Raw genomic sequence first — 14,727 nt, forward strand, 5'->3', positions numbered from 1 at the left:
ACGTTCCGTTGTTCGACGAGACGCGGCGGATGCAGTTTCTGCGACTCGGGACGACGATTGTAAAACGACGAAATGTGTTGTCCAAGCGGTGTTGTCGAGAATGACGAACTTCATACGAAGAGTTCGTGAAAAAAAATAAGAAAGGGTTTAGGATGAATTCGAACGCGCTTGCTTCTGCGCAGTCGTACGAAGGCAGGCACGTCTTCAGACTCAGGCGAGGGAGGTAGCATGGATATTTACAGCAGCTTCGCGAACCGCTTCGAAAAAACGCGAGAGGAAGAGCTCTCGCTGGAGGAGTATCTCGCGCTCTGCAAGAACGATCCATCCGCGTACGCGACGGCTGGTGAACGCATGCTGGAAGCAATCGGGGAACCTGAACACATCGATACCCGCAACGACCCGCGCCTGTCGCGGATCTTTGCGAACAAGGTCATCAAGGTCTATCCCGCATTCCGTGAGTTCTACGGAATGGAGGAGGTGATCGAGCAGGTGGTCGCCTACTTCCGACACGCTGCGCAAGGGCTCGAAGAGAAGAAGCAGATCCTCTATCTGCTTGGCCCGGTGGGCGGCGGCAAGTCGTCGATCGCCGAGCGTCTTAAACAACTGATGGAGCGCGTGCCGTTCTATTCGCTGAAGGGTTCGCCCGTCAACGAATCGCCGCTCGGGCTGTTCGACTACGACGAAGACGGTCCGATCCTCGAGGAACAGTACGGCATTCCACGCCGCTACCTGAAGAACATCCTGAGTCCGTGGGCCGTCAAGCGGCTGCACGAATACAACGGCGACATCCGCCAGTTCCGCGTGGTGCGCCGCTATCCGTCGATCCTGCGGCAGGTCGGCATCGCGAAGACGGAGCCGGGTGACGAGAACAACCAGGACATCTCGTCGCTGGTCGGCAAGGTCGACATCCGCAAGCTCGAACAGTACGCGCAGGACGACGCCGATGCGTACAGCTACTCGGGTGGCCTGTGCCTGGCGAACCAGGGGCTGCTCGAGTTCGTCGAAATGTTCAAGGCGCCGATCAAGGTGTTGCACCCGCTGCTCACCGCCACGCAGGAGGGCAACTTCAAGGGTACCGAGGGCTTCGGCGCGATTCCGTTCGACGGGATCATCCTCGCGCACTCGAACGAGTCGGAGTGGAAGGCGTTCCGCAACAACCGCAACAACGAGGCACTGCTCGATCGGATCTTCGTCGTGAAGGTGCCGTACTGCCTGCGCGTATCGGAAGAGACCAAGATCTACGAGAAGCTGATCCGCAACTCGTCGCTGGCCGAGGCCGTCTGCGCGCCGGGCACGCTGAAGATGATGTCGCAGTTCTCGGTGCTGTCGCGCCTGCACGAGCCGGAGAATTCGAGCCTGTTCTCGAAGATGCAGGTGTATGACGGCGAGAACCTCAAGGACACCGATCCGAAGGCGAAGTCGTACCAGGAATACCGCGACTACGCGGGCGTGGACGAAGGGATGACGGGCGTGTCGACACGCTTCGCGTTCAAGATCCTGTCGCGCGTGTTCAACTTCGATTCGAGCGAGGTCGCGGCGAACCCCGTGCACCTGATGTACGTGCTCGAACAGCAGATCGAACGCGAGCAGTTCCCGCCGGAAACCGAGCAGAAGTACCTGTCCTTCGTGAAGGACGTGCTCGCGTCTCGCTACGCGGAATTCATCGGCAAGGAGATCCAGACGGCCTACCTCGAATCGTATTCGGAGTACGGCCAGAACATCTTCGACCGCTACGTCACGTATGCGGACTTCTGGATCCAGGACCAGGAATTCCGCGATCACGACACGGGCGAGAGCTTCGACCGCGCCGCGCTGAACGCGGAGCTGGAGAAGATCGAGAAGCCGGCCGGCATCAGTAATCCGAAGGATTACCGCAACGAGATCGTGAACTTCGTGTTGCGTGCACGGGCGGCGAATGCCGGCAAGAACCCTGTGTGGACGAGCTACGAGAAGTTGCGCGTCGTGATCGAGAAGAAGATGTTCTCGAACACCGAGGAACTGTTGCCGGTGATTTCGTTCAACGCCAAGGGTTCGGCGGAGGAGCAGCGCAAGCATGAGGACTTTGTGAACCGGATGGTCGCGAAGGGCTATACGCCGAAGCAGGTGAGGCTGCTTTGCGACTGGTACCTGCGCGTGCGCAAGTCGTCATGACGCGCGCGGTACCGCGCCCGTACGGCGTCGCCGTACGGGTGTTTTCAGAGACGCCGCCCGCATGACGGGAGACGGCATGTGCGGCGAGCGTCCCGGCATATCGATTTTCGAGCGGGAGACCGGGAGTGCTTCATCAAATCATCGACCGCAGGCTGGCCGGCAAGAACAAGAGTATCGCCAACCGCGAACGCTTTCTGCGTCGCGTCAAGAACTACATTCGTCGTGCCGTGTCCGATGCGGTGCGCGACCGTAGCATCAAGGATATCCAGAGCACGCAAAGCATCACGATTCCGCGCAAGGACATCGCGGAGCCGAATTTTCGGCACGCCCCTGGCGGACGTCGTGAATACGTGCACCCCGGCAACGAGGACTACGTGCGCGGCGACAAGATCCCGCGCCCGCAGGGCGGCTCGGGCGGCGGGGGCAGTCAGGCGAGCAACGAGGGCGAAGGGCAGGACGACTTCGTGTTCGAGTTGTCGCGTGACGAGTTCATGCAGTACTTCTTCGACGATCTCGAACTCCCGCGCCTCGTGAAGACGCACCTGCTGACGGTGCCGAGCTGGAAGAACGTGCGCGCGGGCTGGTCGGCGGAAGGCACGCCGAACAACATCGACGTCGTGCGTTCGCTGCGCAGCGCGCTCGGGCGTCGCATCGCGCTCGGCTCGCCGCTCGTCAACGAGCTGCGCGAACTCGAGGCGCAGCTCGAGGCGATGAAGAGCGATCCGGAAGATCGGCGCGCGGAGATCGCGGTGCTCGAGGCCGAGATCCACCACCTGAAGGGGCGCATCTGGCGGATTCCGTTCATCGATCCGTTCGACTTGCGCTACATCAACCGCGTGAAGCAGCCGCAACCGTCGAGCCAGGCCGTGATGTTCTGCCTGATGGACGTGTCGGGCTCGATGGACGAGCAGCGCAAGGATCTGTCGAAGCGCTTCTTCATCCTGCTTTACCTGTTCCTCAAGCGGAACTACGAGCGCATCGAGGTCGTGTTCATCCGTCACCACACGCGCGCCGAGGAAGTCGACGAAGATACCTTCTTCCATTCGACCGAGAGCGGCGGCACGGTGGTGTCGAGCGCGCTCGAGCTGATGCGCAAGGTGATGAACGAGCGCTACTCGCCGACCGAGTGGAACATCTACGGCGCGCAGGCGTCCGACGGCGACAACTGGACCGACGATTCGCCCAAGTGTCGCAAAATCCTGGAAGAGGATATCCTCACGAAGACGCGTTACTTCGCGTATATCCAGGTCGCGCCGGAAGAGCAGAACCTGTGGCTGGAATACGCGCAACTGGCCTTGTCGCAGCCGCATCTCGCGATGAAAAAAGTGGAATCGGCTGCGGACATCTACCCGGTGTTTCGCGAATTGTTCGAAAAGCAGGTGGAAATGTCATGACGACCCGCCATCTGCACAACGAGTCGCGCGGCTATGCGCCGCGCCCTTCCGGCGACGACACGGCCGGCCCTGCCGCATCGCAGCAACGCGGGCAGGCCGAACCACCGCCGCCGGCCGCCGACTTGCCCGGCTCCGGGCAAAAGGAAGCGCGTATGAACGTTGCCGAACGCAAGCCGCTGCCGTGCCCGTCCGACTGGACGTTCGAACTGCTCGAGGAATACGACACGCACATCTCGCAGGTCGCCGAGCAATACGAGCTCGACATCTATCCGATCCAGCTCGAACTGATCAGCGCCGAGCAGATGATGGACGCGTACGCGTCGGTCGGGATGCCCGTCAACTACCGTCACTGGTCGTTCGGCAAGCATTTCCTGTCGACCGAGAAGAGCTACCGTCGCGGCCAGATGGGGCTCGCGTACGAAATCGTCATCAACTCGAACCCGTGCATCGCGTACCTGATGGAAGAGAACACGATGACGATGCAGGCGCTCGTCATCGCGCACGCGGCGTACGGGCACAACTCGTTCTTCAAGGGCAACTACCTGTTCCGGCTGTGGACCGACGCGCACGCGATCATCGACTATCTCGTGTACGCGAAGAACTACGTTGCGGAATGCGAGGAGCGCTACGGCCTCGATCGCGTCGAGGAACTGCTCGATTCGTGCCATGCGCTGATGAACTACGGCGTCGACCGCTACAAGCGGCCGCAGAAGCCTTCGCTGTCGAAGGAAGCCGCGCTTCGGCGCGAACGCGAGGCGTACCTGCAGTCGCAGGTGAATGAATTGTGGCGCACGCTGCCGGGCAAGAAACCCGAGCTGATGGAAGAGCAGGAAGACCGCTATCCGCCCGAGCCGCAGGAGAACCTACTGTATTTCGCGGAGAAGAATGCGCCGCTGCTCGAACCGTGGGAGCGGGAAGTGATCCGCATCGTGCGCAAGATCGGCCAGTACTTCTACCCGCAGCGGCAGACGCAGGTGATGAACGAAGGCTGGGCGACGTTCTGGCACTACACGCTGCTGAACACGCTGTACAACCAGGGGAAGCTGGAAGACAGCTTCATGATGGAGTTCCTGCACTCGCACAGCAACGTGGTCTACCAGCCGCCCGTCACTAAGCCGTACTACAGCGGGATCAACCCGTATGCGCTCGGCTTCTCGATGATGAGCGACATCCGGCGGATCTGCGAAGCGCCGACGGAAGAAGACTACAAGTGGTTTCCGGAGATCGCGGGCACCCCGTGGCTGCCGGCGATGCACTATGCGATGCGCAACTTCAAGGACGAGAGCTTCATCGCGCAGTATCTGTCGCCGACCCTGATCCGCGACATGCGGCTCTTCTCGGTGCTCGACGACGACATGCGCGATTCGCTCGAGGTGTCGGCGATCCACGACGATTCAGGCTACCAGTACGTGCGGCAGGCGCTGTCGCGGCAGTACGACATCCATCACCGCGAGCCGAACATCCAGGTGTGGGCGGTGAACACGCGCGGCGACCGCAGCCTCACGCTGCGCCACTTCATGACCGACAACCGCCATCTGTCGAACGACAGCGACGAGGTGCTCAAGCACATGGCGCGGCTCTGGCAGTTCGACGTTTTCCTGGAAAGCGTCGACGAGGCCGGTACCGTGCGCAAGCGCTATGAGTGCCGCTATGTGCCGCCGGAGGTGCGGATCTGAACATCGGCAGCGGAGAGTTTGCACCGGACGCCAGCCCGCGGGCTGGCGTTTTCATATGGCGAGCGCGTGACGGGAGAAAAATTTTCTACATCCGGACGAACCCGGAGAGCCCGTTACTTTACATTTCGCTAAAATCCCGTAGCGCCGTGCCCCGGAACCGGTGCCACGCGCGACCGCACGCGGCGGCCTCCGCCGTCTCGCCCAGAAAGCACTAAAAGGAACTGACCCATCCATGGACGTCCAGAGCGACCAAGCTGCGCTGTCCGCGCATGACACCCGGCGGCGCGTGTTCGCCATCGTCGGCGCCTCGTCGGGCAACCTCGTCGAGTGGTTCGACTTCTACATCTACTCGTTCTGCGCGCTGTACTTTGCGCCGGCATTCTTTCCGAGCGGCAACACGACGACGCAGCTGCTGAACACGGCAGGCGTATTCGCGGCCGGCTTCCTGATGCGTCCGATCGGCGGCTGGCTGTTCGGCCGCATCGCCGACCGCCACGGCCGTCGCAACGCGATGATGATCTCGGTGCTGATGATGTGCGGAGGCTCGCTCGTGATCGCGGTGCTGCCGACCTATGCGCAGATCGGCGCGCTCGCGCCGGCGCTGCTGCTGGTCGCGCGGCTGTTCCAGGGGCTGTCGGTGGGCGGCGAATACGGCACGAGCGCGACCTACATGAGCGAGGTGGCGCTGAAGGGCCGCCGCGGCTTCTTCGCGTCGTTCCAGTACGTGACGCTGATCGGCGGCCAGCTGTGCGCGCTGCTCGTACTCGTGATCCTGCAGCAGACGCTGTCGGCCGATGAACTGAAGGCGTGGGGCTGGCGCATTCCGTTCGTGGTCGGCGCGGCGGCCGCGCTGATCTCGCTGTACCTGCGCAAGTCGCTCGACGAGACGTCGACGTCCGAATCGCGCGACAAGAAAAACGCGGGCACGATTCGCGGCGTGTGGCAGCACAAGGGCGCGTTCTTCACGGTGGTCGGCTTCACGGCCGGCGGCTCGCTGATCTTCTACACGTTCACGACGTACATGCAGAAGTACCTCGTGAACACGGCCGGCATGCATGCGAAGACGGCCAGCAACGTGATGACCGTCGCGCTGCTCGTCTACATGCTGATGCAGCCCGTATTCGGCGCGCTGTCCGACAAGATCGGCCGCCGCACGTCGATGATCCTGTTCGGTTCGTTCGCGGTGATCGGCACGGTGCCGCTGATGCATGCACTGAAGGACGTGACGAGCCCGGTGGCCGCATTCGTGCTGATCACCGTTGCGCTCGCGATCGTCAGCTTCTACACGTCGATCAGCGGCCTGATCAAGGCCGAGATGTTCCCGCCGGAAGTGCGCGCGATGGGCGTCGGCCTGTCGTACGCGGTCGCGAACGCGATCTTCGGCGGTTCCGCCGAGTACGTCGCGCTGTGGTTCAAGTCGATCGGCAGCGAGGAAACCTTCTATTGGTACGTGACCGTGCTGTGTGCCATCTCGCTGCTCGTGTCGTGGCGGATGCGCGATCCGAGCAAGGAAGGGTATCTGCGTCACGAGCCGTGATCGGCTGCGCAGTGTGCGCGTTGAGCGCATTTGCCTCATGACGAACGTCCCGCCAGCTGGCGGGACGTTTTTTTTTGCGGCGTGCGATTACGCGGGCGGAGCCGGTGCGTGGGCGGGCGCTGGTTCGGACGCGCTCGACAGGCTGCCTTGCTCGACCAGCCATTCGAACATCCGCTCGACGATCGGCGAGCGCGACGGGCCTTCCATGCGCGACAGCCACCATGTGGTGCCGGGCAGGCGCGGGTAGCCCTCGAGCACGGTCAGCGTGCGCTGGTCGATACCCGCCTGCGCGACGAGGCGCGGCAGGCACGCGATGCCGCGGCCACGCAGCACGGCGTCCAGCACGAGCCGCTGGTCGTCGTAGATCGCATGCATCCGGAAGGCCGACAGCCGCTCGCGAAACACCGTCGCCAGCCGCTCGTCGGTCAGGCTGGCTTCGAGACAGATGACGCCCGCATGCCGCGGGTGCTCGTCGCGCGGCACGCGTCCGAGTTGTTCCGCCAGCGGCGTCGCGCATACCGTCACCCATTCGTCCCGCATGAACGGGATATCCAGCAGGCCGGGCTGCAGCATCGGCCGCGTGCCGATCGTCATGTCGACGTCGATCTCGTCGACGTAGCGTGCGGTTTCGTCGGTCGACAGCAGCGGGCACAGGTCGGGCAGGACCTGCTGCAACTGCTCGAGGCGCGGCTGCAGCCAGCCGTGCAGCAACGGCGCGGGACACACCAGCACGACCAGCCCCGGGTTCAGGTAGGTCGCGATGCGGTCGAGGCCGCCTCGCAACGTGTCCATCGCGCGCTGCACGCTGCGCTGCAGGACCTCGCCGGCGATGGTCAGTTCGACACCGCGGCCGCGCCGGCGGAACAGCGGCTGCCCGAGTTGCGCTTCGAGCTGCTGGATCTGATGGCTGATTGCCGATTGCGACAGGTGCAGCTCGTCGGCCGCGCGCGAGAAATTACCCAATCGGGCCGCGGCTTCAAAGCCGGTCAGCAGCTTCAGGGACGGAACGCGTTGCATCGAGGTATGAGGTGAATTGATTGATTCGGCCAAGAAATATCAATATTCATCAAGTTTAACCTGACGCACAATCGGCCATCAATCACAACGGAGACGGAACGATGGGTCGCTTTGATGCTCGCCAGCGCGGTTACCGGATGCCCGCGGAATGGGAATCGATGGATGCCACGTGGCTCGGATGGCCGGTGCTCCACGATCGCGAGGATCTGTGGGGGAGCCACTACGCGCAGGTATGCCGTGAATTCGCGTTGGTCGCGCGGACGATCGCCCGCTACCAGCGCTGCGTGGTGGCCGCACACTACGGCCAGGCCGATGCCGCGCGCGAGATGGTCGGTGCGAGCGTCGACGTGCTGCCGGTCGCGGCCGAGGACAACTGGCTGCGCGACTGCGGGCCGATCTTCCTCGTGAGCGAACAGCGCGGGCTGGGCGCGGCCGTGTTCCGCTTCAACTGCTGGGGTGAGAAGTACCAGCCGTACGACGGCTGCCAGCAGGCCGGGCAGGACATCGCACGCGCGGCCGGCGCGGAGATCTTCAACTCGCACATGGTGCTGGAGGGCGGCGCGTTCTATGTCGACGGGCAGGGCACGCTGATCACCACCGAGAGCTGCCTGCTGCATCCGAATCGCAATCCGCACCTGAGTCGCGCGGAGATCGAGGCGGAGCTGCGCCGCATGCTGGGCGTCGAGAAGATCATCTGGCTGCCGGGCAATCCCGACGAAGTGGAGACGAACGGGCACGTGGACGGCATCGCGTCGTTCATCGCACCGGGCCGGATGCTTTGCCAGACCGCGCTGCCGGAGCAGGGCGACTATTTTCACGTGATGCGGGAAAACCGCCGCGCGCTGGAGCTTGCGACCGATGCGGCGGGGCGCCGTTTCGAGCTGCTCGACCTGCCGTCGCCGATCGTCACCGAACGCTTCGGCTCCGAGCGCTACTGCGATTGCTATGCGAACTACATCCTGGTGAACGGCGCGGTGATCGTGTCCGCGTTCGGCGTCGAGCAGGATCAGGCGGCGCGCGAGGTATTCGGTCGCGCGTTCCCCGGGCGTAACGTAGAGATGCTGCCGATCCCGACGCTGTCGATCGGCGGCGGCAGCATCCACTGCTCGACGCAGCAGCAGCCGTCCGTCGCGAACTGAGCGACGTTTCGTCAGCGGTTTACGGTTCGACCGAGGAGCAATCGCAATGCCGTCCAAACACATCACCGTCGCCGCCGTCCAGATGGCGTCGGGCAGCTGGAATCTCGAAGACAACATGGCCACCGCGGAGCGCCTGATCCGCGCGGCCGCCGCACAGGGTGCGAATCTCGTGCTGTGCCCGGAGCTGTTCGCGATGCCGTACTTCTGCCTCGACCAGAACGTGCGTCATCTCGAACTCGCGCAGCCGTTCGAAGGCAACGCGCAGATCGCCCGTTTCGCGGCGCTGGCCGGCGAACTCGGGATCGTGCTGCCGATCGGTTTCTTCGAGCGTGCGGGCAATGCCGCGTACAACTCGATCGCCGTGGCCGACGCGGACGGGCGCGTGCTCGGCGTCTATCGCAAGACTCATATCCCGGACGGGCCGGGTTATACGGAGAAGTTCTATTTCACGCCGGGCGACACCGGCTTCAAGGTGTGGGACACGCGTTTCGGCCGGATCGGCATCGGCATCTGCTGGGACCAGTGGTACCCGGAGACGGCGCGCAGCCTCGCGCTGATGGGCGCGGAGATCCTGTGCTTTCCGACCATCATCGGCTCGGAGCCGTTCAGCAGTGCGTTCGATTCGTCCGGCCACTGGCAGCGCACGATGCAGGGCCACGCGGCCGCCAACATGGTGCCGGTGGTGGCGGCGAACCGGATCGGCCGGGAAGTCGGCATCGGCAATGGCAATCCGGAGCAGCAGGGGCTCACTGGCGTGTTCTACGGGTCGAGTTTCATCGCGGATCACACCGGCGAGAAGCGGGCCGAGGCGAACCGCACCGATGAAGCCGTGCTCGTGCACACGTTCGATCTAGACGCGATCCGTGCCAACCGGCAGTCGTGGGGCTTTTTCCGCGATCGCCGCCCGGAGATGTACCGCACGTTGCTGACCAGCGACGGCGTGTCGTCGTGTTATCGGTGAGGGAAGCGCGATGAAACGGAAAGGAGGGTTGCGCTTCGCGGTGCCGGGCCTCGCACTGTGCGTGCTGGCCGGCACGGCTCGCGCCGACGAAGAGAAGGTGCTGAACCTGTACAACTGGAGCAATTACTTCGCGCCGGATACGTTGGCCGGCTTCGAGAAGGAAACCGGCATCAAGGTGCGCTACGACGCGTACGACAGCGACGAGACGCTGCAGTCGAAGCTGCTGACCGGCAACAGCGGCTACGACCTCGTGTGGCCGACCAACGACTTCATGGCCAAGCAGATCCAGGCCGGCGTGTTTCGCAAGCTCGACAGGAACCGGCTGCCGAACCTGAAGTATCTCGATCCGTCGCTGCTGAAGCAGATGGCGCAATCCGATCCGGGCAACCAGTACGGCGTGCCGTACATGTGGGGCACCGTGGGCGTCGGCTACGACCGCGCCAGGGTGCGCGCGATCCTCGGCAAGGACATGCCGGCCGACAGCCTCGACCTGCTGTTCAAGCCGGAGATCGCGGCGCGCGTCTCCGCGAAGTGCGGGCTGGGGCTGCAGGATTCCGCGAGCACCGTACTGCCGCTGGCGTTGCGCTACATCGGCCACGATCCGATGCATCCGTCCGCGCAGGACTATGCGGCCGCGCAGGCGATGCTGATGAAGATCCGGCCGTTCATCCGCGAGTTCGTCAATTCGTCCGATGCCAACGAGCTGATCGACGGCGAGCTGTGCGTGACGGTCGGCTTCTCCGGCGCGATCAGCCTGGCCGCGCAGAAGGCGAAGGCGCGCGATCCGAAACGCGACGTCGTGTACGACATTCCGCGGATCGGGACCTTGATGTGGTTCGACGCGATGGTCATTCCGGCCTCCGCGAAGCATCCGGACAACGCGCATGCATTCATCAACTACATCCTGCGCCCGGACGTGATCGCGAAGATCTCGAATTCGACGCGCTATGCGAATGCGAACCAGGGCGCGCTGAAGCTGATGGACCCGGCGCTGGTACGCAATCCGGGCATTTATCCGGACGAGGCGACGCGGCGTACGCTGTTCACGCCGATCGCCGAATCGCCGGCGGCGATGCGCCTGGAAGGCCGGACCTGGCTCGGCTTCAAGACGGCGCGGCCGTGACCGCGCATCACGAAGTCACCGAACGATTGAAACCACCGAAGCAAACGAAGCAACCGGCGAGCGAAAGAGGAATGCCATGACAACGAGACGTCAACTGTTGAAACGCGGCCTGTCCGTATCGGGGGCGGCGCTGGCCGCCGGCGCGCTGGGCGGGTTGCTCGGCCGCGCCGCGCACGCGCAGCAGGGCGCAACCTGGCACATGCCGGACGAGGGGGCGCCGCATACGGCGACCTGGATGGCGTTCGGCCCGAGCGAGGACATCTGGGGCGCGCGGCTGTTGCCCGTCGCGCGCGCGAACCTGGCCGCGATCGCGAAGGCGATCGCCGCGCACGAGCCGCTCAAGATGCTGGTGCGCGAGCAGGACTATGCGATCGCGTCGCGGCTGTGCGGTTCATCGGTCGAGCTCGTCCAGCGCCCGGTCGACGATCTGTGGATGCGCGACACGGGGCCCGTGTTCGTGAAGAACCCGTCGGGCCAGCTCGGCGGCGTGAGCTTCAATTTCAACGGCTGGGGCAACAAGCAGGAGCACGACCAGGACGCGGAAGTCGCGCCGTTCGTGGCGGAGCGCGCCGGGGTGCGGCTGGTCGACACGCGGCTGGTGCTCGAAGGCGGCGGCATCGAGGTGGACGGCGAGGGCACGGCGATCATCACCCGCAGCTGCGTGCTCAATCCGAACCGCAATCCGGGCGTTAGCCAGGCCCAGTGCGAGGTGGAGTTGAGCCGGTTGCTGGGGCTGAAGAAGATCATCTGGCTGCCGGGCATCGCGGGCAAGGACATCACCGACGGGCATACCGATTTCTATGCGCGCTTCACGAGCCCGGGCGTCGTGGTGGCCGGGCTCGATACCGATCCGTCGTCGTACGATCACGCGGTGACGCGGCAGCATCTGGAGATCCTGCGGAAATCCACCGATGCGAAGGGCCGCCCGTTGAAGGTCGTCGTGCTGCCGGGCCCGAAGTCCGTCCGGCATCAATACGAGAACGACGAATTCGCGGCCGGCTATATCAACTTCTACGTGTGCAATCGTGCGGTGATCGCACCGCAATTCGGCGACAGCCGCGCCGACCGCAATACGCGCGACACGCTCGTCGACCTGTTTCCGGGGCGCGAGATCATCCAGCTGAACATCGACGGCATCGCCGCGGGCGGCGGCGGAATCCACTGCACCACGCAACAGCAGCCGGCCTGAGTACGGCCGCAGGCCGGCGCGCGACCGCCGCCCGGGTGACCGTAGCAGGCCCCCTTTCGTTCCGGACTACTGAAAACAAAGCGGACTCCGTCTTGCAAGACGGAAGCCGGCGTGCACGCGTGCGCGCCGACCGCGCAATGGAGTTGAATCATGATGAAACGACGTACCCGCGCGAGCACAGGCAAGCGTATGCGGCCCACACCGGATAACGGCCGGCGCGGCTTCATTCGATATTCGACCGCCGTTCTCGGTTTGCCGCTGCTGGGCAGCCTGACGGCTTGCGGCGGCGGCGATGGTGCCGCCGACGCGGCTTCCACGTCGCCAGGCACGACATCTGGCACGACGCCGTCGACGCGGCAGGTCAAGTACCGGCTGCCGGCCGAAGATGCGCCGCATGCGTCGACCTACATGGCCTTCGCGTCCGGCGCGGAAGGCATCTGGATGCCCGTCACGCCGCAAAGCACGGATGCCGGCATCGACCGCGTGCGGGCCGACCTGATGGACGTCGCGAAAGCGATCGGCGCAACCGAACCGGTCGACATGCTGGTGCTGCCGGCCGATCTCGACGCGGCCCGCGCGCTGCTCGCGACCGCGAGCGTCGCGAACCCCGACCTGCACGCGCGCTATGCGGCACGCGCCGCGGGATCCGGCGGGATCAACCTCGTGCCGCTCGCCGACGGCTTCGACGATTTCTGGGTGCGCGACACGGGATGCCTGTTCGTCAGGGATTCGACGAACGACAATGCGCTGAACGCGGTCGACTTCAATTTCAACGGATGGGGCAACGCGAACACCGACGGCGCCGGCATGCGCCCCGGCGCGACGGTCCCGCCGGAAGTCGAGGCCGCGAGCGACCGGTCGAAGGCGGGCAAGTTCTTCCAGCCGTTCGGGCGCGACAACGCGGTGGCGGGCTGGATGGCGCAGCGCAAGGGCGCGAGCCTGATCCGCAGCACGTTGACGCTCGAAGGCGGTGCGATCGAATTCGACGGCGACGCGACGGCGATCCTCACCGAGTCGTCGGTGCTGCACGTGAACCGGAATCCGCAACTGTTCGACATCCCGAACGGCGCGATCGCGAATGCGACGCTGCTGCCGACGGCGAAAGACACGGTGCTCGCCGAACTGCAGCGCACGCTCGGCGTGCGGAAGATCATCTGGCTGCCGGGTACGGCGACCTATCCGCGCGGCAGCGGCGTAGGCGGTGCCGGCGGCGCGGCGACCCCGGCCGGCGAGACCGACATCACGAACGGGCACGTCGACTTCTACGCGCGCTTTCTCGCGCCCGGCGTGGTCGCATGCTGTTACGACGCGTCGAATTCGACCGGCGAACGCGCGTTGACGGACGCCAACCGGCAACGGCTAGCCGGCCAGACCGACGCGAACGGCCGACCGCTGCAGATCGTCGAGCTGGTGCCGCCAGCCAATTTCGGCACGTCGGCCGGCACCAGCCTGAACGACCGGCAGATGACGAATTTCGCGGCCGGCTACATCAATTTCTACACGTGCAACGGTGCGATCGTCATGCCGAAGTTCAACGACGCGGCGGCCGACGCGGCCGCCGTCACCGCCATCCGGCCGTACGCGGGAAGCCGGGCGATCGTACAGGTCGACATCCTCGGCATCGCGTCGGGCGGCGGCGGCATCCACTGCTCGACCCGCGAAGTGCCGGCGTGAGCGTGCCCCGTCATATCGATATTGAAATCGATTCGTTGTCCGTGACGGGCGAATTCCTTAATCTGGGCCTGTAGTTCGTGTGACACCTCCTTGACTGGGATTCGCGCCCGCTGCTTGCAGCGGGCGTCTTTTTTTGCGCGCTGCATTCGTGGCTGCCCGACGGTACGCGGGCGGGGGCGGTGTCAGACCGGAATGACGCGCATCGGACGAGTCCATGACGACGCGTATATCGATGCGACTGCGGAAAATCTGTCTTCCGCCATGACGAATCAGTACGGAAAGCGTAATCCAGTTGCCGGTACGCAATATTCCCGATCAATTATTGATTGAAGATTGGTGTGCGACGTACGCCTATGAGATTTGTACTAAATCCAACTCAATTTCAATAAGACTTCATCGTAAGATCGATGAGATGCGTCCTTAATCTGGAGCAAAGCGAGAGATTGTTTCGGGTTTTGTTTCATTCGGAATGAAGGATGCCGATTGGACCACTACTCGAAGCTTCGCTCCGATGGCGGCTATTGGTCGAAACACCGTGAGTACTTGCGGAGCCAGCATCGTGGACTATCTGTCCGGTGCGCCGGCGTTGGATCGTCGCGCTCATGCGAATTCCTCATGTTTCGATAAATTGGGCGAATATTTCATACTCGTACGATATCGAAAAATAATTTTAATTAATAAAATTTGCCGGTCGTCAAATTTCCGGCCGAAACTATTTTTCCATTCCGGGATGAGGCGACCCGGTTCGTGCTGCGGGTAATCGGCAAAAAGGATCGAATGCCGCCGCTTCGAACGGGCTGTTCCGAGAAACCGTCAATTTTTAAAGGAACTGCCTCTTATAACATTCTCCGAACCCACGAGACAGG

10 protein-coding genes are annotated in these 14,727 nt (G+C 63.7%); 9 read left to right on the plus strand and 1 reads right to left on the minus strand.

The genetic code is table 11. The features are described 5' to 3' along the window. Nucleotides 1-228: 228 nt before the first annotated feature. The 4 genes from FFS49_RS09220 to FFS49_RS09235 all read left to right on the plus strand — a co-directional run bounded on the left by FFS49_RS09220 (nt 229) and on the right by FFS49_RS09235 (nt 6,758). Nucleotides 229-2,151 carry a PrkA family serine protein kinase gene (locus tag FFS49_RS09220; RefSeq protein ID WP_011351905.1) on the plus strand — a complete coding sequence of 641 codons (1,923 nt, stop codon included), beginning with the start codon at nt 229-231 and terminating at the stop codon, nt 2,149-2,151. A gap of 125 nt (nt 2,152-2,276) precedes the next feature. Beyond that, complete coding sequence (locus FFS49_RS09225; protein ID WP_039358726.1) at nt 2,277-3,545, plus strand: YeaH/YhbH family protein; 1,269 nt, start codon at nt 2,277-2,279, stop codon at nt 3,543-3,545. Beyond that, nucleotides 3,542-5,221, plus strand: a complete 1,680-nt coding sequence (locus FFS49_RS09230; protein ID WP_039358723.1) for a SpoVR family protein — start codon at nt 3,542-3,544, stop codon at nt 5,219-5,221. The genes FFS49_RS09225 and FFS49_RS09230 overlap by 4 nt, the downstream gene beginning before the upstream one ends. Before the next feature lie 232 nt (nt 5,222-5,453). Further along, nucleotides 5,454-6,758 carry an MFS family transporter gene (locus FFS49_RS09235; protein WP_039358719.1) on the plus strand — a complete coding sequence of 435 codons (1,305 nt, stop codon included), beginning with the start codon at nt 5,454-5,456 and terminating at the stop codon, nt 6,756-6,758. An 87-nt stretch (nt 6,759-6,845) separates the two neighbouring features. Here FFS49_RS09235 and FFS49_RS09240 read toward each other — a convergent pair whose 3' ends face one another. Beyond that, the gene (locus FFS49_RS09240; RefSeq protein ID WP_105815863.1) at nt 6,846-7,775 is read right to left on the minus strand and encodes a LysR family transcriptional regulator; all 930 of its coding nucleotides are present in this window, start codon (nt 7,773-7,775) and stop codon (nt 6,846-6,848) included. A gap of 101 nt (nt 7,776-7,876) precedes the next feature. Here FFS49_RS09240 and FFS49_RS09245 point away from each other — a divergent pair, with 101 nt between their 5' ends. The 5 genes from FFS49_RS09245 (at nt 7,877) to FFS49_RS09265 (ending at nt 13,861) form a co-directional block, all read left to right on the plus strand. Next, a complete protein-coding gene (locus FFS49_RS09245) occupies nt 7,877-8,914 on the plus strand; it encodes an agmatine deiminase family protein (RefSeq protein ID WP_039358712.1) in 1,038 nt (345 codons plus the stop codon). 46 nt (nt 8,915-8,960) lie between these two features. Then, entirely contained in the window at nt 8,961-9,875 is a 915-nt protein-coding gene (gene aguB / locus FFS49_RS09250) for an N-carbamoylputrescine amidase (protein ID WP_105815862.1), read from the plus strand. A gap of 10 nt (nt 9,876-9,885) precedes the next feature. Further along, nucleotides 9,886-10,998, plus strand: coding sequence for a polyamine ABC transporter substrate-binding protein (locus FFS49_RS09255; RefSeq protein ID WP_082139518.1), 1,113 nt, complete (start codon nt 9,886-9,888; stop codon nt 10,996-10,998). Nucleotides 10,999-11,074: 76 nt separating this feature from the next. Then, nucleotides 11,075-12,187, plus strand: coding sequence for an agmatine deiminase family protein (locus tag FFS49_RS09260; RefSeq protein ID WP_039358706.1), 1,113 nt, complete (start codon nt 11,075-11,077; stop codon nt 12,185-12,187). Between the two features lie 150 nt (nt 12,188-12,337). Next, nucleotides 12,338-13,861, plus strand: a complete 1,524-nt coding sequence (locus FFS49_RS09265; protein ID WP_105815861.1) for an agmatine deiminase family protein — start codon at nt 12,338-12,340, stop codon at nt 13,859-13,861. Nucleotides 13,862-14,727 lie beyond the last annotated feature (866 nt).

Source organism: Burkholderia sp. 4NA327C6 (genome assembly GCF_005502655.1).
Classification (GTDB): Bacteria; Pseudomonadota; Gammaproteobacteria; order Burkholderiales; family Burkholderiaceae; genus Burkholderia; species Burkholderia contaminans.

Bases quoted from the DNA above. Each gene is read 5' to 3' on its own strand.
- FFS49_RS09220 (WP_011351905.1), top strand. From the start codon at position 229: ATGGATATTTACAGCAGCTTCGCGAACCGCTTCGAAAAAACGCGAGAG.
- FFS49_RS09230 (WP_039358723.1), top strand. From the start codon at position 3,542: ATGACGACCCGCCATCTGCACAACGAGTCGCGCGGCTATGCGCCGCGC.
- FFS49_RS09235 (WP_039358719.1), top strand. From the start codon at position 5,454: ATGGACGTCCAGAGCGACCAAGCTGCGCTGTCCGCGCATGACACCCGG.
- FFS49_RS09240 (WP_105815863.1), bottom strand. From the start codon at position 7,775: ATGCAACGCGTTCCGTCCCTGAAGCTGCTGACCGGCTTTGAAGCCGCG.
- FFS49_RS09245 (WP_039358712.1), top strand. From the start codon at position 7,877: ATGGGTCGCTTTGATGCTCGCCAGCGCGGTTACCGGATGCCCGCGGAA.
- aguB (WP_105815862.1), top strand. From the start codon at position 8,961: ATGCCGTCCAAACACATCACCGTCGCCGCCGTCCAGATGGCGTCGGGC.
- FFS49_RS09255 (WP_082139518.1), top strand. From the start codon at position 9,886: ATGAAACGGAAAGGAGGGTTGCGCTTCGCGGTGCCGGGCCTCGCACTG.
- FFS49_RS09260 (WP_039358706.1), top strand. From the start codon at position 11,075: ATGACAACGAGACGTCAACTGTTGAAACGCGGCCTGTCCGTATCGGGG.
- FFS49_RS09265 (WP_105815861.1), top strand. From the start codon at position 12,338: ATGATGAAACGACGTACCCGCGCGAGCACAGGCAAGCGTATGCGGCCC.